This window comes from Roseateles sp. P1_C1_2 (genome assembly GCF_056406535.1).
The window spans coordinates 1-20,971 of the sequence record NZ_JBFUAB010000022.1 but is presented as its reverse complement, the minus strand read 5'-3'; the positions used below and the strand labels follow the sequence as shown (position 1 = coordinate 20,971).

21 protein-coding genes are annotated in these 20,971 nt (G+C 69.2%); 15 read left to right on the top strand and 6 right to left on the bottom strand.

From position 1 onward, the window contains the following. The first annotated feature begins 116 nt into the window (after positions 1-116). Positions 117-1,307 (top strand): PQQ-dependent sugar dehydrogenase, encoded by a 1,191-nt coding sequence (locus AC1D2H_RS21385; protein WP_478012372.1) that lies wholly within the window; start codon positions 117-119, stop codon positions 1,305-1,307. Here AC1D2H_RS21385 and rsmI read toward each other — a convergent pair. Then, entirely contained in the window at positions 1,285-2,205 is a 921-nt protein-coding gene (rsmI, locus tag AC1D2H_RS21380) for a 16S rRNA (cytidine(1402)-2'-O)-methyltransferase (RefSeq protein WP_478012371.1), read from the bottom strand. The two genes, AC1D2H_RS21385 and rsmI, sit on opposite strands and share 23 nt — an antisense overlap. On the opposite strand from rsmI, the gene AC1D2H_RS21375 reads away from it, so the two are divergent. The 3 genes from AC1D2H_RS21375 (at position 2,198) to AC1D2H_RS21365 (ending at position 3,971) form a co-directional block, all read left to right on the top strand. Next, positions 2,198-2,590 carry a YraN family protein gene (locus tag AC1D2H_RS21375; RefSeq protein WP_477933635.1) on the top strand — a complete coding sequence of 131 codons (393 nt, stop codon included), beginning with the start codon at positions 2,198-2,200 and terminating at the stop codon, positions 2,588-2,590. The two genes, rsmI and AC1D2H_RS21375, sit on opposite strands and share 8 nt — an antisense overlap. Before the next feature lie 171 nt (positions 2,591-2,761). Continuing rightward, positions 2,762-3,340: an SIS domain-containing protein gene (locus AC1D2H_RS21370; protein WP_477933637.1), complete on the top strand. Its 579-nt coding sequence runs from the start codon at positions 2,762-2,764 to the stop codon at positions 3,338-3,340. A 19-nt stretch (positions 3,341-3,359) separates the two neighbouring features. Beyond that, on the top strand, positions 3,360-3,971 hold the full coding sequence (locus AC1D2H_RS21365) for a BON domain-containing protein (protein WP_477933639.1): 612 nt from the start codon (positions 3,360-3,362) through the stop codon (positions 3,969-3,971). Between the two features lie 10 nt (positions 3,972-3,981). On the opposite strand, the gene AC1D2H_RS21360 is transcribed toward AC1D2H_RS21365, so the two are convergent. From AC1D2H_RS21360 to AC1D2H_RS21350, 3 genes are read right to left on the bottom strand one after another with little or no spacing between them, the layout of a single operon-like run. Continuing rightward, entirely contained in the window at positions 3,982-4,872 is an 891-nt protein-coding gene (locus AC1D2H_RS21360; protein ID WP_477933641.1) for an NAD(P)-dependent oxidoreductase, read from the bottom strand. A gap of 5 nt (positions 4,873-4,877) precedes the next feature. Next, the gene (locus AC1D2H_RS21355) at positions 4,878-6,014 is read right to left on the bottom strand and encodes a PilT/PilU family type 4a pilus ATPase (protein ID WP_477933643.1); all 1,137 of its coding nucleotides are present in this window, start codon (positions 6,012-6,014) and stop codon (positions 4,878-4,880) included. A 19-nt stretch (positions 6,015-6,033) separates the two neighbouring features. Continuing rightward, positions 6,034-7,077, bottom strand: a complete 1,044-nt coding sequence (locus AC1D2H_RS21350; RefSeq protein ID WP_477933645.1) for a type IV pilus twitching motility protein PilT — start codon at positions 7,075-7,077, stop codon at positions 6,034-6,036. A 291-nt stretch (positions 7,078-7,368) separates the two neighbouring features. Here AC1D2H_RS21350 and AC1D2H_RS21345 point away from each other — a divergent pair, with 291 nt between their 5' ends. From AC1D2H_RS21345 to AC1D2H_RS21320, 6 genes are all read left to right on the top strand, one after another. Next, on the top strand, positions 7,369-8,043 hold the full coding sequence (locus AC1D2H_RS21345) for a YggS family pyridoxal phosphate-dependent enzyme (protein WP_478012370.1): 675 nt from the start codon (positions 7,369-7,371) through the stop codon (positions 8,041-8,043). After that, positions 8,040-9,452: an aminotransferase-like domain-containing protein gene (locus tag AC1D2H_RS21340; RefSeq protein ID WP_477933649.1), complete on the top strand. Its 1,413-nt coding sequence runs from the start codon at positions 8,040-8,042 to the stop codon at positions 9,450-9,452. The genes AC1D2H_RS21345 and AC1D2H_RS21340 overlap by 4 nt, the downstream gene beginning before the upstream one ends. A gap of 45 nt (positions 9,453-9,497) precedes the next feature. After that, positions 9,498-10,193 (top strand): c-type cytochrome, encoded by a 696-nt coding sequence (locus AC1D2H_RS21335; RefSeq protein ID WP_478012369.1) that lies wholly within the window; start codon positions 9,498-9,500, stop codon positions 10,191-10,193. Beyond that, the gene (locus tag AC1D2H_RS21330) at positions 10,190-11,470 is read left to right on the top strand and encodes a c-type cytochrome (RefSeq protein ID WP_478012368.1); all 1,281 of its coding nucleotides are present in this window, start codon (positions 10,190-10,192) and stop codon (positions 11,468-11,470) included. Before AC1D2H_RS21335 ends, AC1D2H_RS21330 begins: the two co-directional genes overlap by 4 nt. 213 nt (positions 11,471-11,683) lie before the next feature. Further along, positions 11,684-13,231 carry a methyl-accepting chemotaxis protein gene (locus tag AC1D2H_RS21325; protein ID WP_477933655.1) on the top strand — a complete coding sequence of 516 codons (1,548 nt, stop codon included), beginning with the start codon at positions 11,684-11,686 and terminating at the stop codon, positions 13,229-13,231. 29 nt (positions 13,232-13,260) lie between these two features. Continuing rightward, positions 13,261-13,578 carry an energy transducer TonB gene (locus AC1D2H_RS21320; RefSeq protein WP_478012367.1) on the top strand — a complete coding sequence of 106 codons (318 nt, stop codon included), beginning with the start codon at positions 13,261-13,263 and terminating at the stop codon, positions 13,576-13,578. 45 nt (positions 13,579-13,623) lie between these two features. Here AC1D2H_RS21320 and AC1D2H_RS21315 read toward each other — a convergent pair whose 3' ends face one another. After that, positions 13,624-14,022 (bottom strand): cold-shock protein, encoded by a 399-nt coding sequence (locus AC1D2H_RS21315; RefSeq protein ID WP_477933659.1) that lies wholly within the window; start codon positions 14,020-14,022, stop codon positions 13,624-13,626. 109 nt (positions 14,023-14,131) lie between these two features. Here AC1D2H_RS21315 and ylqF point away from each other — a divergent pair, with 109 nt between their 5' ends. The 4 genes from ylqF (at position 14,132) to AC1D2H_RS21295 (ending at position 18,301) form a co-directional block, all read left to right on the top strand. Next, a complete protein-coding gene (ylqF, locus tag AC1D2H_RS21310; RefSeq protein WP_478012366.1) occupies positions 14,132-15,097 on the top strand; it encodes a ribosome biogenesis GTPase YlqF in 966 nt (321 codons plus the stop codon). Between the two features lie 66 nt (positions 15,098-15,163). Beyond that, a complete protein-coding gene (locus AC1D2H_RS21305; RefSeq protein ID WP_478012365.1) occupies positions 15,164-16,573 on the top strand; it encodes a wax ester/triacylglycerol synthase domain-containing protein in 1,410 nt (469 codons plus the stop codon). 9 nt (positions 16,574-16,582) lie between these two features. Beyond that, entirely contained in the window at positions 16,583-17,134 is a 552-nt protein-coding gene (locus tag AC1D2H_RS21300) for a HutD/Ves family protein (RefSeq protein WP_478012364.1), read from the top strand. A 12-nt stretch (positions 17,135-17,146) separates the two neighbouring features. Then, on the top strand, positions 17,147-18,301 hold the full coding sequence (locus tag AC1D2H_RS21295; protein WP_478012363.1) for an acyl-CoA dehydrogenase family protein: 1,155 nt from the start codon (positions 17,147-17,149) through the stop codon (positions 18,299-18,301). Here AC1D2H_RS21295 and AC1D2H_RS21290 read toward each other — a convergent pair. Beyond that, entirely contained in the window at positions 18,270-19,535 is a 1,266-nt protein-coding gene (locus AC1D2H_RS21290) for a GDSL-type esterase/lipase family protein (protein ID WP_478012362.1), read from the bottom strand. The two genes, AC1D2H_RS21295 and AC1D2H_RS21290, sit on opposite strands and share 32 nt — an antisense overlap. A 108-nt stretch (positions 19,536-19,643) precedes the next feature. Here AC1D2H_RS21290 and AC1D2H_RS21285 point away from each other — a divergent pair, with 108 nt between their 5' ends. After that, positions 19,644-20,846: an acetyl-CoA C-acetyltransferase gene (locus AC1D2H_RS21285; RefSeq protein WP_478012361.1), complete on the top strand. Its 1,203-nt coding sequence runs from the start codon at positions 19,644-19,646 to the stop codon at positions 20,844-20,846. Positions 20,847-20,971 lie beyond the last annotated feature (125 nt).

The following is a 20,971-nucleotide window of genomic DNA, read 5'->3' as shown; positions in this document are numbered from 1 at the left end:
CGCATTACGCCTGCTAACAAATCCATCCCTGGCATGGCCCTGCTAGGGATGGCCGCCGGGAGCAGGCCCCGGACAGCATGCAGCGTCACCGTCCTTCACGGAACACGGAGCGCTGCATGAAGCTTGTTCTCTCGCTCGCCACGCTGGCCCTGGCCGCCGCGGCCACCGGCCCGGCCCTGGCCTATACCCAGGTCGGCGCCGGCTACAGCCAACCCGTCTTCCTGACCGCCCCGGTAGGCGACTCGCGCCTCTTCGTCGTCGAAAAGGGCGGCCTCATCAAGGTGCAGGACAGTGGCGGCAGCGTGTCCACCTGGCTCAATCTGTCGGGCCAGGTCGACACGGGCGGCGAGCGTGGCCTGCTGGGCCTGGCCTTCGACCCCGGCTTCGCCAGCAATGGCCGCTTCTACGTCGACTACATCGACAAGACGACGCTGAGCACCGTCGTGGCGAGCYACACGGTCAATGGCTCAGGCGCCGTGGATCTGGCCAGCGCCAAGACCATCATCACGGTGGCCCAGCCGGCCGGGCGCGACAACCACAAGGCAGGCTGGATAGGCTTCAGCGCCGCCGACCCGGGCCATCTCTACATCGCCACCGGCGATGGCGGCAGCGGCAACGACCCCGACAACAACGCCCAGAACCTGAACAGCAACCTCGGCAAGCTGCTGCGCATCACGCCCAATGCCGCGGGCGGCTACACGGTGCCGGCGGACAACCCCTTCGTCGGCGTGGCCGGCAATGACGAGATCTGGGCCTATGGCCTGCGCAACCCCTTCCGCAACAGCTTCGACCGCCAAACCGGCGACCTGTGGATAGGTGATGTGGGCCAGGGCGCGCGCGAAGAGGTGGACTTCGCCTCCGTGGCCGCCGGCCTGGGCCGAGGCGCCAACTACGGCTGGCGCATCCGTGAAGGCAATATCGCCACGCCCGGCATCAACGACGGGCCGCCGCTCACCCCGGTAACCAATCCGCTGTTCGACTACGACCGCAATGTCGGCGGCACCGTCATCGGCGGCTACGTCTATCACGGCGCGGATGCCAGCCTCGACGGCAAATACATCTTCGGCGACTACGTCGCGGGCAAGGTCTGGAGCTACAGCAACGGCACGCGCACGGAACTGTCCGATCCCTTCTCCACCTTCCAGCTGACCAGCTTCGGCGAGGGCGGCGACGGTTCGCTCTACGCCGTCGGCATCAACGGCAACATCTATCTGCTGGCCGCTGCCGTGCCCGAGCCCGCCCCCGCCCTGCTGTTGGCCGTGGGCCTGGCCGCCGGCGGCCTGCTCACTCGTCGCCGCCGCGCTTGAGCTTGAGGCCGGCGTCGTAGAGCCGGTTGCGCGGCGCGCCGCTGATCTGCGCCGCCAGCGCCACGGCCTGCTTCAGCGGCAGCTCGGCCGCCAGCAGCGCGAGCACACGCAAGGTCTCGGCCGGCAGGTCGTCGTCCGCGGTGGCCTGGGGCGCCGCAGCGTGCAGCACAAGCACAAACTCGCCGCGCTGGCGTTGCGAATCGGCCGCCAGCCAGCCGGGCAGCGTGTCGGCCGGCGCGGTGTGGATGCTCTCGAACTGCTTGGTCAGCTCGCGGCAGACGGTCACGCGCCGCGCCGGCGCCAGTTCGGCCAGCAGCGCGATCAACTCGACGATGCGGTGCGGCGCCTCGAAGACGACCTGGCTCTGGCCTTCGACGGCCAGCACGGCCTGCAGCGCAGTGCGGCGCTCGCCGGCCTTGGTCGGCAGGAAGCCGACGAAAGAGAAGCTTGTCGCCGCGGTGTCACCGGCCACGCTCAGCGCCGTCGCCGCGCTGCTCGGCCCCGGCAGGGGCAGCACGCGGTAGCCGGCAGCAACCACCTCCTGCACCAGCACCGCGCCGGGGTCGGAGATGGCCGGCGTGCCGGCGTCCGACGCATAGGCCACCCGCTCCCCCGCCGCCAGCCGCGTGATGACGCCGGCACTGCCTTCGCGCTCGTTGTGCTGGTGCACGGCGATCAGCGGCTTGTGCAGGCCCAGATGGCGCAGCAGTTGGGCGCCCTGGCGTGTGTCCTCGCAGGCCAGCGCGTCGACCAGGCTCAAGGCATGGATGGCGCGCAGGCTCAGGTCGGCCATATTGCCGATGGGCGTCGCGACGAGATAGAGCGTGGCGGCCGGATACTGCTGGCCGCCGGCTGCAGCCTGGGCGGCCTGGCGAACCAGGGAGGCGTCAATGTTCAACTGGGGCTCTCGATCAAAACCGGATACCAAGGCGCGCGGGGACGCGGCCGAAGATGCAGCACTTGCGCATCTGCTGCGCGCTGGCTTGCGCCTGCTGGAGAGGAATTATCGAGTCGGCGCCGGTCCCAATCGGCGGGCGGGCGAAGTGGACTTGATCATGGCCGATCGTGACGGCACCCTGGTGTTCGTGGAAGTGCGGGCCCGGGCCGATGCCTCGCATGGTGGCGCGGCCGCCAGCGTGACCGCCAAGAAGCAGCAGCGCCTGATCTACGCCGCCCAGCACTATCTGCTGCGCCATGCGAGCCCGCCACCCTGCCGTTTCGATGTCGTCGCCATCGACGGCACCGAACTCACCTGGTTACAAGGGGCCTTCGACACCGAGTGATGCTGTGTTGGTGTTCAACGCGAACCGGCGCCGGGCCGCCCCTAGCCGGCCCGCAGGCGATGTGCTTGCGGCTCAACGCCACAAGCATCGCCGTCCCCTCGGGGGACCGGCCAGGCTCGACCGCGTTCAGCGGCGCGAGACCGGACGAGGGGCTTCTATGATGGCGCCCCAATGATCGAGCAACGTATCCAGCAGCAGTTCTTCGAGAGCGCCGACCTGCTCTACCAAGCCGCCGAGCAATTGGCCCGGCCCCTGGCGATGGCCGCACAGATGGTGGTGGACGCCATCACCGGCGGCAGCCGCATCCTCTGTGCCGGCCAGGGCCTGGCCAGCATGGACGCCGACTACCTGGCCGCCCGCCTGGCCGGCCGCTTCGAGCAGGACAGGCCGGGGCTGGCAGCCTGGAGCCTGTCGGCCCAGGTCCGCGACGCCGCCGGCGTCGACCTGGCCCGGCTGCTGCAGGCCCATGGCCACCCCGGCGACGTCCTCATCATGATCGAGCCGCTGCGCGAGCAGCGTGACGCCTGGCAGGCAGCGGTCGCCGTGGCCCATGCGCAGGAGATGAGCATCATCGCGCTGACCGCCCAGCCGCCCGGCGCCGCCGACGAATGGCGCGGCCTGCTGCAGGACACCGATATCCAGATCCGCGTCAGCCACGGCCGCGAGCCGCGCGTTGTCGAAGCCCAGCGCGTGCTGCTGCATGCGCTGGCCGACGCTGTCGACCTGCAACTGCTGGGCAGCGACGAATAACCCTTTCGATGGAAGCCCGATGAAAAAACTCAGCCTCACCCTGACCGCCGCCATCCTCGCCAGCACGCTCGCCACCGGTTGCGCACCGCTGCTGATCGGCGGCGCGATGGTGGGTGGCGTCAGCGTCGCCACCGACCGCCGCACCTCGGCCACCCAGCTCGAGGACGAGACCATCGAGTACAAGGCCGGTTCCCGCATCCGCGATCAGCTCGGTGACAAGGTCCACGTCAACATCAACAGCTACAACCGCGTCGCGCTGATCACCGGCGAGGCCCGCACCGAGGCCGACCAGGCCCAGCTGGAGCGCATCGTCGCCGGCGTCGAGAGCGTCACCCGCGTGGTCAATGAGACCGCCGTCACCATGCACAGCGCGCTGAACGGCCGCTCCAACGATGTCCTCTTGAAGAGCAAGGTCAAGGCCTCGCTCATCGATGCCCCCGACCTGCTGAGCAATGCCTTCTACGTCGTCGTCGAACGCGGCGAGGTCTTCCTGCTGGGCCGCGTCACCGAACGCGAAGCCAATCGCGCCACCGACATCGCGCGCGGCGTCAGCGGCGTCCGCAAGGTCGTGCGGGTGTTCGAGATCATCAGCGAAGAAGAGCTCGCGCGACTGACCCCGAAGAAATCGTAAGCCGTCAGGCTCAGAGGCGCTTGATCAGCGAGGACGTGTCCCAGCGGTTCCCACCCTGGGCCTGCACGTCCGCATAGAACTGGTCCACCAGCGCGGTCACTGGCAGGCGTGAGCCGTTGCGGCGCGCTTCGTCCAGCACCAGGCCCAGGTCCTTGCGCATCCAGTCGACTGCGAAGCCGAAGTCGAACTTGCCTTCGACCATGGTCTTGCCACGGTTGTCCATCTGCCAGCTCTGGGCGGCGCCCTTGCCGATGACGTCCAGCACCTGGGCCATGTCCAGGCCCGCGTTCTGGCCGAAGCGCACGGCCTCGGACAGGCCCTGCACGACGCCGGCGATGCAGATCTGGTTGACCATCTTGGCCAGCTGACCCGAGCCTGGGCCGCCCAGCAGGGTCACGGCCTTGGCAAAGGCCAGGGCGATGGGTTTCGCGGTTTCGAAGGGCGCCGCATCGCCGCCGCACATCACCGTCAGCGCGCCGTTGACGGCACCAGCCTGGCCGCCGGAGACCGGCGCATCGATGAAGGCAACGCCTCGCGCGGCGGCGGCGGCATGCAGCTGGCGGGCGACGGCGGCCGAGGCGGTGGTGTGGTCCACGAAGACGCTGCCCGAGGTCATGCCGGCCAGGGCGCCGGCATCGCCCAGCACGACGGAGCGCAGGTCATCGTCGTTGCCGACGCAGCAGAACACGAACTCCGCGCCCTTCACGGCTTCGGCCGGCGTGGCGGCGAAGGCACCGCCATATTCCTGCGTCCAGGCCTGGGCCTTGGCCGCCGTGCGGTTGTAGACGGTGACCTGATGACCGGCTCGCGCCAGATGGCCGGCCATGGGATGGCCCATGACGCCCAGGCCCAGGAAGGCGACGCGGCGGGCGGGAATCGGGTCGTAGCTGCGGGTGCTCATGGGGATCAGAGAATCGTCAGGTGTTCGGTACCGCTGGACAGGTCGCCCGCACGGGCACGCTCGCTGTTGAGCTTGATCTGCAGGCGCAGGTCGTTGACCGAGTCGGCATTGCGCAGCGCGTCCTCGTAGGTGACCTTGCCGGCCTCGTAGAGGTCGAACAGCGACTGGTCGAAGGTCTGCATGCCCTGCTCGCGGGAGCGCTTCATCAGCTCCTTGATCTCGCTGATCTCGCCCTTGAAGATGAGGTCGGAGATCAGCGGCGAGTTCAGCAGGATCTCGACGGCGGCGACCCGGCCCTTGCCCTCGCGGCGCGGCAGCAGGCGCTGGGAGACCAACGCGCGCAGATTCAGCGACAGGTCCATCAGCAGCTGCTGGCGGCGGTCTTCGGGGAAGAAGTTGATGATGCGGTCCAGTGCCTGGTTGGCGCTGTTGGCGTGCAGGGTGGCCATGCACAGGTGGCCGGTCTCGGCGAAGGCGACCGCATGCTCCATGGTCTCGCGGTCGCGCAGCTCACCCATCAGGATGACGTCGGGCGCCTGGCGCAGCGAGTTCTTCAGCGCGGCTTCCCAGCTGTCCGTGTCCAGGCCCAGTTCGCGCTGGGTGACGATGCAGTTCTTGTGCGGATGCACGAATTCGATCGGGTCCTCGATGGTCACGATGTGGCCATAGGTCGTCTCGTTGCGCTCATCGATCATGGCGGCCAGCGACGTGCTCTTGCCCGAGCCCGTGGCGCCCACGACGATGACCAGGCCGCGCTTGTGCTGCACCACCTCGCGCAGCACGACGGGCAGGTCCAGCGATTCGATGGTCGGCAGCGTCGAGGGAATCGTCCGCAGCACCAGGCCCACCTGGCTTTGCTGGATGAAGGCGTTGACGCGGAAGCGCCCGACGCCGTGGGGCGAGATCGCGAAATTGCACTCCTTGGTGCGCTCGAATTCGGCCGCCTGCTTGTCGTTCATGATGGCCCGTGCCAGCTGCAGCGTGTGCTGACCGGTCAGGGGCTGGGGCGACACCTTGGTCATCTTGCCGTCCACCTTGATGGCCGGCGGGAACTCCGCGGTCAGGAAGAGGTCGGAGCCCTTGCGCGACAGCATCAGCCGCAGCAGGTCGTTGATGAATTTGGATGCCTGATCGCGTTCCATGGTCGATGTCCTTGTGCGATCAGCCCGGGAAGTTCTCTGGGAACTTCGCCTTGGCCCGCGCCTCAGCGGGAGAAATGATGTTGCGGCGGACCAGGTCGGTGAGGTTCTGGTCCAGCGTCTGCATGCCCTGCGAATTGCCCGTCTGGATGGACGAGTACATCTGCGCCACCTTGTTCTCGCGGATCAGGTTGCGGATGGCCGAGGTGCCCAGCATGATCTCGTGGGCCGCGACGCGGCCGGTGCCGTCCTTCAGCTTGCACAGGCTCTGCGAGATGACGGCCTGCAGCGACTCCGACACCATCGCCCGCACCATTTCCTTCTCGGCGGCGGGGAAGACGTCGACGATGCGGTCCACCGTCTTGGCGGCCGACGAGGTGTGCAGGGTGCCGAACACCAGGTGACCCGTTTCAGCGGCGGTCAGTGCCAGGCGGATGGTTTCCAGGTCGCGCATTTCGCCGACCAGCACGCAGTCCGGGTCTTCACGCAGCGCCGAGCGCAACGCGTTGCTGAACGAGTGGGTGTGCGGGCCGACCTCACGCTGGTTAATCAGGCTCTTCTTGGATTCGTGCACGAACTCGATCGGGTCCTCGATGGTGAGGATGTGGCCGTACTCGTTCTCGTTGAGGTGGTTGACCATGCCGGCCAGCGTCGTGCTCTTGCCGGAGCCGGTCGGGCCGGTCACCAGCACCAGGCCGCGCGGGCGCAGCGCCAGTTCGGCGAAGACCTTGGGCGCATTGAGCTGCTCCAGGCTGAGGATCTTGCTCGGAATCGTCCGGAACACGGCGCCCGCGCCGCGGTTCTGGTTGAAGGCGTTGACGCGAAAACGCGCCAGGCCCTGGATCTCGAAGGAGAAGTCGACTTCCAGCGTCTCCTCGTACATCTTGCGCTGGGAGTCGTTCATGATGTCGTAGACCATGTCATGGACCGCGCGGTGGTCCAGGGCCTCGACATTGATGCGGCGCACGTCGCCGTGCACCCGGATCATCGGTGGCAAGCCGGCCGAGAGGTGCAGGTCGGATGCCTTGTTCTTGACCGAGAATGCCAGCAGCTGAGTGATGTCCATGGGGCTAGGGCCTGTTTACACGACGGGAATCGGTGCGAGAGGGTCTGCGCGGGCGCAGGGCTAGGCGTCGCGCCGAAGCCCGGGCTGGTTGCCCGGGCAAGGCGTGCAACGACGCTATGCGCCCGCGCAGACCCTCTCCCGAAGGGTTGTCACTCAAAAACCCGCGCGCGGCGTTGCGAAGCCTCGCTGGGGATAACCCCAACTTCGACTTCGCGCCTTGCTCGCGGGCTTTTGAGTGGCAACGCATCCGATCCCCGTTGTGTAAACAGACCCTGAAGTGCTCGGACCATTATGGCGATCTCCGACTCCCTCCAAGCCACCAAAAATCGCATCGCTGCGGCATGTGTCTCAGCCGGCCGCCCCCCCCAGGCGGTACGTCTGCTCGTCGTCAGCAAGACTTTTCCCGCTTCGGCGGTGCGCGAGGCCTTCGCGGCCGGTGCCCGCGCCTTCGGCGAGAACTATGTGCAGGAAGGCCTGGCCAAGATCGGCGAACTGGCCGATCTGCGCGACCAGATCGAATGGCATCTGATCGGCCCGCTGCAGTCCAACAAGACCAAGCCCGTCGCCGAACACTTCGACTGGGTGCACAGCGTGGACAGGCTCAAGATCGCCGAGCGGCTGGCCGAGCAGCGCCCCGCCCACCTGGCGCCGCTCAATGTCTGCCTGCAGGTCAATATCAGCGAAGAGGCGAGCAAGAGCGGCCTCGTGCCCGCCGACGTCCCGGCGCTGGCCGCCCAGGTCGCCGCCCTGCCCCGGCTGAAGCTGCGCGGCCTGATGGCCATACCCGAGCCCGGCCCCAGCGCGCTGGCGCAGCACCAGGCCATGGCCGCCCTGTTCGGCGCGCTGAAGGCCGAGGGCCTGGCGCTGGACATCCTGTCCCTGGGCATGAGCGCCGACCTGGAGGACGCCATCCGGGCCGGCTCGACGATGGTGCGCGTCGGCAGCGCCATCTTCGGCGCGCGGTGAACGGCGAGGCGCCACGCTACCGCCGGCTGGCCGACGAGCTGGCCCGACTGATCCACGGCGGCGCGCTGCGCCCGGGCGACCGCCTGCCCTCGGTGCGCCAGACCCAGGCCAGCCACCACTGCAGCGCGGCCACCGTCTTCCAGGCCTATCACCGCCTCGAAGCGCTGGGCCTGGTGCGCGCGGCGGAGCGCTCCGGCTATTTCGTCGCCCCCACCATGGTGCCGGCTGCGCGGCCCGCAGCGGACGGGGCCCAGCCGGTGGCCGTCAGCGAGTTGGTCTTCCAGCTGCTCGGCACCGGCGGGCATGAGATCCACGCGCCGCTCGGCTCGGCCTTCATCAGCCCCACGCTGTTCCCGCTGGACGCGCTGCGCCGCGCGCTGGCGGCCGGCAGCCGCAGCCTCACACCAGCCGAGCTGACCCAGCAACTGCCCAGCGGCCACGCAGGCCTGCGCCGCCAGATCGCGCTGCGCTATCTGCGCCAGGGCCTGAGCATCGCGCCCGATGAGATCGTGCTGACCGACGGCGCCCTCGAAGGCCTCAATCTGTCGCTGCAGCTGCTGACCCGGCCCGGCGACGCGGTGCTGATCGAGTCGCCGTGCTTCTACGCGGCGCTGCAGGCGCTGGAACGCCTCGGCCTGCGCGCCGTCGAAGTGCCCGCCGACGCGGCCGAGGGCGCCGACCTGGACCGCATGGCCGCCCTCATTGAACGCCACCGGCCCACGGCCTGCTGGCTGATGACGAGCTTCCAGAACCCGCTGGGCAGCCTGATGCCACCCGACAAAAAGCGCGCCCTCGTCGCGCTGCTCGAGCAGCATGGCATCCCGCTGATCGAGGACGACGTCTACGCCGAGCTGCAGCACCAGGGCAGCCCGCCGCCGCCCGCCAAGGCCTTTTCGACGCGCGGCGAGGTGCTGCACTGCGGCTCCTTCTCCAAGACGCTGGCGCCGGGCTACCGCGTCGGCTGGGTGGCGGCGGGCCGCTTCGCGCCGGCGCTGCGCCGGGCCAAGCTCAGCCAGAGCCTGTCGGGCTCCTGGCCGGCCCAGGCCGCCGTCGCCCATTACCTGGAAGGCGGCGACTACGACCGCCATCTGCGCGCGCTGCGGCGGGCGCTGGCCGCCCAGCAGCAGGCGCTGAGCGCAGCGGTCCGCGCGCATTTCCCGCCGGGCACGCGGCTGACCCGTCCCGAGGGCGGCTATTTCATCTGGGTCGATCTACCTGCCGGTCATGACACACTGGCCCTGCAGCGCGCCGCATTGGGGGAAGGCATCAGCCTGGCTCCGGGGCCGCTGTTCTCGGCCCATGGTGGCTTCAGGACCAGCCTGCGCCTGAACAGTGGCCAGCCCTGGACACCGGCGCTGGCGGCCGCCGTGGCGCGCCTGGGCGAACTGATACGGTCTCCGCAGCCCTGATCTGCTCCTTACGCCGGGTCGCCAAGCCGGGCAAGATGACGGCCGATGTCGCCCCTGCTCCGCTCCCTGTGGCTTCTCCTCCTCGCCTGTTGCCTGCCAGCCGGTGCCGTTGATGCCGTGCCCAACGACCTGGCGCAGCGCGCCATGGCCTGCACGGGCTGCCACGGCAAGGAGGGCCGCGCGGCGCCCGATGGCTACTACCCACGCCTGGCCGGCAAGCCGGCGGGCTACCTCTACAACCAGTTGCTGAACTTCCGCGATGGCCGGCGCGACTATGGCCTGATGAGCGAGCTCATCGCGCCGCTGTCGGATGCTTATCTGAAGGAACTCGCCGGCCATTTCGCGTCGCTGGACCTGCCCTACCCGCCGCCGCAGAAGCCCAGCCTGCCGGCACCCGAACTGGCGCGCGCCGAAGCGCTGATCCGCAACGGGGATGCCTCGCGCAAGCTGCCCGCCTGCGCCGCCTGCCACGGCGAGCGCCTGACGGGCAGCCAGCCCGCCGTGCCGGGCCTGCTCGGCCTGTCGCGCGACTATCTGAATGGCCAGCTCGGCGCCTGGCGCAGCGGCCAGCGCCGCGCCAAAGCGCCCGACTGCATGGCGCAGATCGCCAAGACGCTGACCGAAGCCGAGATCAACGCCATCACGCAATTCCTGGCGGGCCAGGTGCTGCCCGCCAACCCGCATCCGGCGGCCGCGCTGGCGGCGCCGGCATCGCTGCGCTGCGGCGGCCTGCAGCCATGAAGCGCCTGTTGTCCGTCCTGGTCGTGCTGGCCGTCCTGGTCGCGAGCGCCGGCTGGGGCCTGCTCGCCTGGCAGCGCGGCATGGCGGATGCGACGCCGCCCTCGACGGTGCCCATCGCGCTGGAGCGTGGCGCCTACCTGGCCGCCGTCGGCAACTGCGCCGGCTGCCACACGGCCCGCGGCGGCGAACGCCTGGCCGGCGGCCGCGCCATCCCGACGCCCTTCGGCACCGTCTTCTCATCCAATCTGACGTCCGATGCCACCGGCCTGGGAGGCTGGAGCGCCGACGACTTCTGGCACGCCCTCCACCTGGGACAGAGCCGCGATGGCCGTCTGCTGGTACCGGCCCACCCCATCGTCAACACGACGCTGGTCACACGCGAGGATGCGGACGCCCTGCATGCCTGGCTGCAGGCCCAGGCGCCCGTGGTGGCACCGCGGCGCGAACACGAGCTGCGCTGGCCTTTCGGCAGCCAGCTGGCTATGGCGGCCTGGCGGGCGCTGTATTTCACGCCTGGCGCCTACCAGGCCGACCCGACCCGCGACGCCGCCTGGAACCGCGGCGCCTACCTGAGCCAGGGGCTGGCCCATTGCAGCGCCTGCCACGCCGGCCGCAATGCGCTGGGAGGCGACCAGGGCGCGGCCGATTTCCGCGGCGGCCTGCTGTCGGGCCTGGGCTGGGTGGCGCCATCGCTGCATGACCCGGCCGAGGCGGGCGTGCAGCGCTGGCCGCAGGCAACACTGCAGCGCTGGCTGCGCGACGGCCATGTCGACGGCCACGCCGCGCTCGGCCCCATGGCCGAGGTCGTCCTCGGCAGCACGGCGGCGCTGAACGATGCCGACCTCGCCGCGATGAGCAGCTATCTGCGCGCCTTGCCCGAGCAGGCCGTCGCCCGCGCCGAGCCGGCCGAGCCCAACCCACGCCGCGTCGAGCGCGGTGCCGGCCTCTACCGCGAGCATTGCGCCGCCTGCCATGGCGAGCAGGGCCAGGGCCGGCGCGACGAAAGCGGCGCACTGGCGTATCCGGCGCTGGCCGGCAGCCGCGTCGTCACCCAGGCCAGCGCCGCCAACCTGATCCGTGTCATCGAGCGCGGCGGCTTCGCGCCGGCCACGCCCGGCCACCCGCGCCCCTATGGCATGCCGCCCTTCGCGGGCGTGCTGAGCGCCGAGGATCTGGCCGCCCTGGCCAGCCATCTGCGCCAGTCCTTCGGCCACCATGCGGGAGAGATAGCCACCGTCGAGGTCCTCAGGTTGCGAGCTGCCGCGGCGCGGCATTGACAGCGCAACCCCGGGAGCGCGGGGAGCCGACGTGAACGACTTCACGCAAGCCTGCTGCAGGCATGAAGCAAATGGTCACAGGTCGCGACACACTGCGCGCCGGCCCCCGGGTATGGCCGCAAAAACAAGGCCGACAGGCCTACAGTCGTCGTTGAATTCAAGAGCGGCAGCCCCGCCGCCGATACCCGAACACCGGACAAGGACCTGAACAGCATGAACTTCCTGACGCAATTGCGCATTGGCCATCGATTGGCCTTGAGCTTTGGCCTGCTCATCCTGCTGCTGGTGGGCATCGGCATTTACGGCGCGAAGAATGCGAACGGCCTGGCCAAGGATCTGGACCGCACCGCCAACTCCAGCCTCTTCAAGATCGGCGCAGCCAACGGTCTGGAAAGCCAGGTCAACATCATTTCCCGCGCCGTGCGCGATCTGCTGCTGCTGGACACCGCCGGTGCCATCAAGAAGCAGAAGAAGGCCATTGCCGACGCGCTGGACGAGGGCGAGAAGCAGCTCAAGAGCCTGGAAGACGCCCAGTCGGGTGACGGCGAAAAGGCAGCCATCGCCGAGGTGCGCGGTCACAAGGCCAAGTTCCTGGCCGCGCTCGAGAAGTTCCAGAAGATCCAGGCCGATGGCACGCCCGACGAGGCCCGTGAAAGCCTGATCACCGACCTGCGCCCCGCCCAGGCGGCCCTGCAGGAAGGCCTGAAGAAGCTGGTCGACATGCAGTTCGAAAGCGGCAAGGCCCTGGCCACGTCCGGTGTCGAACTGGCCCGCTTCTCCGTCTGGGTGACCATCATCCTGCTGGTCGTGGCCGTCGTCATCGGCATCGGTGGCGGCCTCGTCATCACCAGCTCCATCGTCGCCCCGGCCCGCAAGGCCCAACTGGCCGCCGAGGCCATCGCCGCCGGTGACCTGACGCAAGACATCCGCGTCGAAGGCCGTGACGAACTGAGCCAGATGCTGCAGGCCATGAAGGACATGCAGCAAGCCCTGTCGGGTGTCGTGCGCGACGTGTCCACGGCCGCCAGTGAAGTCGCCCAGAACTCCGGCTCCATCGCCGACAGCAACTCCAACCTGGCCGAGCGCACCACGCGCTCCGCCGCCAGCCTGCAGAACACCGCCGCGTCGGTGGAGGAGATCGCCTCCACGCTGAAGGGTGCCAGCGACCTGACCCGCCGCGCCGCCGGCATCGCCGTGACGGCCCGCCAGGCCGCCAGCAACGGTGGCGCCGTCGTCTCCAAGGTCGTCGAGACCATGGAAGAGATCAGTGCCAGCTCCAAGAAGATCGGCGACATCATCGGCGTCATCGACGGCATCGCCTTCCAGACCAACATCCTGGCGCTGAATGCCGCCGTGGAAGCCGCCCGTGCCGGCGAGCATGGCCGCGGCTTCGCCGTCGTGGCTGCCGAAGTGCGGGCGCTGGCTCAGCGCTCGGCCGGCGCCGCCAAGGAAATCAAGGTGCTGATCCAGGAATCGACCGTCAAGGTCGAGAACGGCACCACGCTGGTCAACAACGCCGGCGTCACCATCCGCAGCGTCGTCGACGAAGTCAACAACATGGGCCAGCTGATCGAGGAAATCTCGCATTCGGCCCAGGAGCAGGCCACGGGTGTCGGCGTCGTCAACGGCGCAATGAACGAACTCGACAAGGCCACGCAGCAGAACACCAGCCTGGTCGGCGACCTCAGCCGCTCGGCCGACGCGCTGCGCGACAGCTCGACCCGCCTGATCGAAGCCGTCGGCTTCTTCCGGGCCGCTTGAATCCCATCATCCATCGCCCGAGGCCCGCCATGTCATTCCTGCGTTCCGCCACCGTCCTCGCCGCCAGCCTGATGCTGGCCCTGGCCGCGCAAGCCGCGCCCAAGGTCGTCAAGAAAGTGCCGCCGGAGTTTCCGGCCGAAGCCTCCAAGAAGGGCATCTCGACCGGCTCCGTCAAGGCCAAGATGACCATCGAAGCCGACGGCAAGGTCAGCGAGGTCGAAATCGTCGAGGCCGAGCCCAAGCGCGTCTTCGACCGCGCCGTGAAGGCAGCCCTGATGGAGTGGAAGTTCGAGCCGGGCGAAAAAGGCACCCACGAAGTCAAGCTCGTCTTCAAGAACGAAGACTGAACAAGGACCGCGGCATGCAGGCCGCGGGCAGGAGTAGCGACCGAATCAGCGCTTCAGCGCGGGCACTTCGCTCGCCCGCTCCCCGGGCTTCAACCAGTGCATCCCGCCCAGCACCAGCATCACTGTGACGACGGCGCCCGTGACCAGCAAGGTCAGGCGCCGTTTCTTTTGGGCCTGGCGCGCGCGGATGCGCGTGCCGCCGGCAGATTCGCGCAAGGCCGGGGAGAGATGGCTGTGTGACAGGCGCCTGAGGTTCACCGCCTGCTTGCGGCCGTCACGCCCCGTCACAATTTCAAAGCTCAGCGGCTCGTCCGGCCGCGGACCTTCGCCATCGGTCGGAAATGCCGCAAGGCCGACAAACACTTCTTCCCCCCCGCCGACCGGTCGGATGGCGCCATAACCAGCATCCTGGTTCCACGCGCTCAGTACTCCTTGGAATCTCATACTTACCTCAACGACTACCCCCAGATCTTGGGGGATGGCGCGGGGCAGCCCGAAACCGGATGTAAGCCGCCGACAATCCGCCCTCCGTCGTATTTCCACCTCCCAGCGCATGCCCATCAACTGGTTCCCCGGCCATATGAACTCCACCCGTCAGGCGATCAAGGATCGCGTCAAGGCGGGGCTGGACGTGGTCATCGAACTGCTCGACGCACGCCTGCCGGGCTCCAGCAGCAACCCGCTGCTGGCCGCGCTGACGACGGGCCGGCCGTCGCTGAAGGTGCTCAACAAGCAGGACCTGGCCGACCCCGTCCAGACCGCCGCCTGGCTGGACTTCTACAACGCCCAGCCTCACACCCGCGCCATCGCGCTGGATGCGGGCGACAAGGCGCCGGCCCGTGCCCTCATCAAGGCCTGCCGCGAACTCGCCCCCTTGCGCGGCGACATGCACAAGCCCTTGCGCGTGCTGATCTGCGGCATTCCCAATGTCGGCAAGAGCACGCTGATCAACACCCTCGTCGGCAAGCGCGCCGCCAAGACGGGCGATGAACCGGGCATCACCAAGCTCGAGCAGAAGTTCGTGCTGGAAAACGGCTTCTACCTGTTCGACACGCCCGGCATGCTGTGGCCGCGCATCGCCATCGAGCAGAGCGGCTATCACCTGGCCGCCAGCGGCGCGATCGGTCGCAATGCCTTCGACGAGGAAGAGGTGGCGCTGGAGCTGATCGCCACGCTCAAGCGGCGCTACCCGGAGCGCCTGCAGGAGCGTTTCGGCCTGCAGGAACTGGGCACGGACGAAGCCGTGCTGGAAGCCATCGGCGTGAAACGCGGTGCCAAGATCCGTGGCGGCGCCGTGCAGATGCACAAGGCCGCCGAGGCGCTGCTGATGGACTTGCGCGGCGGCTCGCTCGGTTGCATCACGCTGGAGACGCCCGCGGAGATGGCCGCCTGGCGCCAGGCGGCGGCCGACGAAGAGGAGCGCAAGGCGGCCGCAGCGGAAGCCGCGCGCCTGGCCGACAAGGAACGCCGCAGCGGCAAGCGGAAGTCGTCCAGCGGTGACGGGGGCGCAAGCGCGTGATTCCCCGGCCTTGACCGGTCCGGCGACGCGCCTATGCTGGGTCGCATCAGAACGACCAGAGACATCATGAGCCGACTCTCCCTGCTCGACCTCGCCTTCTTCATCGCCGAGAGCGAGGCCAGTCCCAAGCATGTGGCGGGCCTGCACATCCACCAGATTCCCAAAGGGTTGAAAGGCGGCGGCGCCAACTTCGCCAAGCAGCTCTTCGAAGAGTTCCTGACCCACACCGACGTGCAGCCGCCGTTCGACCAGGTCATCAACTTCGTGTCGCCGACGCTGATGCCGAGCTGGAGCACGGCCGAGAGCGTCGACCTGGCGCAACACGTCTTCTTCCACAAGATGAAGGCCGGCGCCAATGACCGCAAGGCCCTCTATGCGCTGACGTCCGAGCTGCACGAGCCGGTGCTGGACCGCAGCCGGCCGCTGTGGGAAGTGCATGTCATCGCCGGCCTGTGGGACAAGCAGTTCGCCATCTACTACAAGATGCACCACGCCGTGGCCGACGGCATCACGATGACGCGCTGGGGTGTCGAGTCGCTGCGCACGACGCCCGACGACGACACGGTCACGCCGGTCTGGTCCTTCGATCACACGCGCAGCAGCGGCGGCAGAGGTGGTCTCAAGGGCAAGAAGCGGCTGGACCAGGCGGTCGCCGGCACGGTCTGGAAGCAGCTCACCGCCAACAGCAAGCGCGCCGTCGGCATCGGGCGCCTCACCGCCATGCTGGCGCTGGAAGCCATCAAGCTGACCAAGAACGCCATCGCCCTGCCCTTCATGGCCAGCGGCGGCACGCCCTTCACCGGCAACGCGACGCCCGGCCGCCAGTTCGCGACGGCTGCCGTGCCCATGGCCCGCATCGACGCCATCCGCAAGGTGTCGCGCGCCACGCTCAACCATGTCGCGCTGACCTGCCTGGACGGCGCCATGCACCGCTACCTCGCCGACGAGGGCGTCGAGCTGGACCGGCCCATCACCATCCAGATGCCGGTCAACCTGCGCCGCGAAGGCGAGAAGAGCGGTGGCAACAAGATCGGCATCATCCTGGTCGACCTGTCGCCACCCACCGACGACGCCTATGTGCGCCTGCGCAATGTCGGCTACTCGCTGCGCAATGTGCGCGCCATGATCGACGCCGTCGCGCCCGAGGCGGTCGAGACCTACACCATCCTGACCGGCCTGCTCGGCCAGATCGCCGGCATGCTCAAGCTGGCCGATGTCGTCACGCCCATGGGCAACACGCTGGTGTCCAACGTGCCAGGCCCGGCCGAACGCCTCTACCTGAAGGGCGCGCCGCTGCTGGAGATGCACCCCGTCTCGACGCTGCCAGCCACCCATTTGCTCAACATCACGCTGTTCAGCTATGCGGGCACGCTCTATGTCGGCCTGATCGCGACCGACGCGCTGCCCAACCTGGGCCGGCTGGCGACCTATGTCGAGGAGGAGGTCGCGACCCTGGAGAAGGCGGTCGGCATCTAGGCCGCAACGATGCGCCTCATCGACGCCGACGCGATCGCACCGACCGCCTGGAAGAACGGCGGCGGCAGCACGCGCACGCTGCTGGCACTGCCGGCTGAGGACGCCTGGCATCTGCGAGTTTCAATGGCCGACGTTGACCAGGACGGTCCGTTCTCGCCCTACCCCGGCGTCGAGCGCTGGCTGGCCCTCGTCGACGGCCCGGGGATGCAGCTCGAATTCACCCATCGGACCGTGACGCTGACGCCGCTCGACCCGCCGCTGCGGTTCGATGGCGCCACGGCGCCGTTCGGCCGCCTGCTGCAGGCGGCCACGCGCGACCTGAACCTGATGAACAAGGGTGGGCAGGCGGCGATGCACGCGGCGCGGCCTGGGCGCCCCTGGCGTGCGCGCCAGCAGTCCTGCGGCCTGTTTGCGCTGCAGGCCGGCCACTGGTCTTGTGCCGATGGCCGCAGCGCGGCCTTGGGCCGCCACACGCTGCTCTGGCTGGACGCCGCGCCGCAGGCCGAGATGACGTTCGACCAGCCGGGCCTGTGGCTGGAATTCAGTGCGCCAGAAATGTAGACAGCTCCCAACATGCCCTTGCCCCTCTTCCCCTCGACGTGGATGCGCGAAGAACACCGCCTGCTGCGGGACGGCGCCGCGCGCTTCTTCACTGAGCGCTGGGTGCCGCGTGCGGCCGGCTGGCGCTCGGCCGGCCTGATGGAGCGCGACACCTGGCGCGAGGCCGGCGCCCAGGGCCTGCTGTGTGCGGCCATGCCTGAGCAGTTCGGCGGCAGCGGCGGCGACTTCGGCCACGAGGCCGTCATCGTCATGGAGGCGGCGCGGGCCAATCTCGGCGGCTTTGGTGGCAGCGTGCACTCGGCCATCGTCGCGCCCTATCTGCTGCGCCATGGCAACGACGAACAGAAGGCGCGCTGGCTGCCGGCGCTGGCTACCGGCGAGCGCGTCGGTGCCATCGCGATGACGGAGCCGGGCACGGGCTCTGACCTGCAGGCCATCCGCACCCGCGCACGCCTGGAGGGCGGCCACTACGTCATCAGCGGCCAGAAGACCTTCATCACCAACGGCCAGAACGCCGACCTGATCGTCATCGTCTGCCGCACCGGTGACGCCCCGGGCGCCAAGGGCCTGTCGTTGATCGTGGCCGAGATCGACGCCGACACTCGTGGCCTGACGCGCCGGCGCCTGGACAAGATCGGCCTGCACGCCCAGGACACCAGTGAACTCTTCTTCGACGAACTGCGCGTGCCGGCCAGCCACCTGCTCGGCGAGCGCGAAGGCCTGGCCTTTGGCCAGCTGATGGGCGAACTGCCGCAGGAGCGCCTCGTCATCGCCGTGCAGGCCGTCGCGATGATGGAGAGGGCGCTGGACGACACCGTCGCCTACGCCAAGCAGCGCGAAGCCTTCGGCCAGCCGATCTGGAATTTCCAGAACACCCGCTTCGTGCTGGCCCAGGCCCAGAGCGATGTGCTGGCAGCCCGTGCGCTGGTGGACGCCGCCATCTCGGCCCATCTGAAAGGCGAGCTCGACGCCGCCCGGGCGGCGCTCGTCAAGGCCTGGTGCAGCGACCTGGCCTCCAAGCTCACCGACGCCTGCCTGCAGCTCTTCGGCGGCTATGGCTACATGCTGGAGAGCCCGATAGCCGAACTGTGGGCCGACGCGCGCGTGACGCGCATCTACGGCGGCACCAACGAGATCATGAAAGAGCTGGCTTCGCGGTCGATGTGAGGTCCAGCACCCGGCGCGGAAAGGCCCGCGCCAGCGCCGCATAGCCGGCGTCGTTGGGGTGCAGGTGGTCGCCGCTGTCGTAGGCCGGGCGCAGACGGTCGGGATGGGCGGGGTCGCGCAGCACGCGATCGAAGTCCAGCAGGCCGTCGAACTCCGACGCATGCGCGCGCAGCCATTCGTTCACCGCCACGCGCACCTTCTCCTTGGCCGGCGTGTGGTAACCCTTGGCCAGCGTGGTGCGGGCAAAAGGCGCCAGCGTGCTCGCGACGACACGCAGGCCCTGCTCGCGCATGCGCGCCGCCAGTTGCCGCTGGCCCTGTATCAGCGCGACCGCATTGGCCGCTTCGGCGGGGTCGGCCAGCGTGCCGGGCAGGCCCAGATCGTTGGTGCCGAGGTGGAGCAGCACGACGCGCGCGCCGCTGGCGCCGGCCGCTGCATCCACCGCGCGCGCCAGGCCGCTGGGACCGAAGGCGGCACCGGTCGGATTGCGTCGATCGCGCGGCGCGTCCCTCAACAGCCGGTTGCCGATCAGTCCCTCGTTGAGCACGCCCACGGCCCGTGCCTCGCGCCTGAACTGGCGCGCCAGCTGGTCGCCCAGGCGCTGGTCGGCGTCCTCGGTGCTGCCGTCGCCGTCGACCTGCGAATCGCCGAAAAGCAGCAGGGCCTGCGCCGCCGCCACCGGCTGCACGTCAAGCCCAGTCAGCAGCGGCCAGTTGCCCATGGCGATGCGTGGGCCGGGCGTTTCGCGGGTGCGCGCGTCGCCGGGCAGCAGATAGCTGGTCTGCTGGGCCAGCGTGTGCACGGTGCTCAGCTCGACGGCACCGGCGAAGTAGAGGTCCACGGCCAGAGCCTCGCCGGCCGCGAGGTCCATGTCCAGCGGGTCGCTCCAGACCTCGGCACCGGCCGCAAGGCGCACGCCCACCGCCCCGTTGAAGCGCAGGCCACGCCGGCTGTCCGGCCGCAACCGCCCCTCGCCCCGGTGCAGCGCCAGCTGTGCCGCAGCGACTTCCACCGGCTCGGTGCCGAAACGGTTGCTGAGCCGCACGCGCAGCGCCCGCCCCGCCAGCGTGGGGCGCAGGATGAGCCTGAGCGTCTGCTGCTGCAGCCGCAGCGGCTGGTCACCCATGACGGGCTGGGAGGCAGCACGCCAGCTCCCCACCCAAGCTCCCTCGGCCCTCGCGGGCAGCGCCCACAGCTGCAGGGCGACAAACAGAACCATCCAGAGCATGCGCATCGGCGTCTTCCTCCAAGCAGGACGCGCAGCGTAGGCGGTCGGCTGCAGCGCCGCATGGTCGATGTGACGAATCACAATCGGTGACGACGAAACCCGCTGGAGCCCGACATGTTCGACGCCTACCTCTACGACCACTGCCGTACGCCGCGCGGCAAAGGCAAGCCCGAGGGCTCGCTGCACGCGGCCACGCCGATCTGGCTGGTGCGCAGCGTGCTGCAGGCCCTGCAGCAGCGCAACCGGCTCGACACGGCCCTGGTGGACGACGTCATCCTCGGCTGCGTGACCCCTATCGCCGAGCAGGGCGGCGACATCGCCCGCATCGCCGTGCTGGATGCCGGCTGGGCGCAGTCGGTGGGGGGCGTCACGCAGTCGCGCTTCTGCGCCTCCGGTCTGGAAAGCGTCAACCTCGCCGCAGCCAAGGTCGCGAGCGGCTTCGAGCAATTGGTCGTCGCCGGCGGCGTGGAAAGCATGAGCCGCGTGCCCATGGGCAGCGACGGTGGCGCCTGGATGCTGGACGAGCGCGTCGTCGGCGCCGTCGGCTTCGTGCCCCAGGGCATCAGCGCCGACCTGATCGCGACGCTGGGGGGCTTCACGCGTGAGGAGCTTGACGCCTATGCGGCACGCTCCCACCAGCGCGCCGCCGCGGCTCGCGCGGCGGGCCACTTCCAGCGCGCACTCGTGCCGGTGCTGGACGAAGCCGGCGCGCTGCTGCTGGCCGAGGACGAAACCATCCGGCCGCAGACGAYGGCCGAAACCCTGGCCGCGCTGAACCCGTCCTTCATCAAGTTGGGCGCGAAGTTCGATGGCCTGGCCTTGAAGAAGTACCCACAGGCCGCAAACATCGAGCACCGCCACCATGCCGGCAATTCATCGGGCATCGTCGACGGCGCGGCCGTGGTGCTGGTGGGCTCGAGGGCCGGCGGCGACGCGGCGGGCTTGAGGCCGCGCGCCCGCATCCGCGCGGCCGCCGTCGTCGGCTCCGAGCCGACCATCATGCTGACCGGCACCACGCCGGCCTGCCAGAAGGCGCTGCGCCAGGCCGGCATGCAGGCCTCCGACATCGACCTGTGGGAAATCAACGAGGCCTTCGCCGCCGTGCCGATGAAGACGGCACGCGACCTCGGCCTGGACCTGGAGCGCGTCAACGTGAACGGCGGCGCGATTGCGCTGGGCCACCCGCTGGGCGCGACCGGTGCGATGCTGCTCGGCACGCTGCTCGACGAGCTGGAACGGCGCGATCTCCAGACCGGCGCCGTGACGCTGTGCGTCGGCGGCGGCATGGGGATCGCGACCGTCATCGAGCGGGTCTGAGGGTCTACTCCCCCTCGTGGCAGGCCTTCCCTGAGGGTTGTGGCCAGAAAGGGCGCAGGCTGTGTTGCAGGTGCTCGCTGGGTCGACGTTCAGCTGGCGGCCTGCAGCCGTGCCTGCGCCCCTCC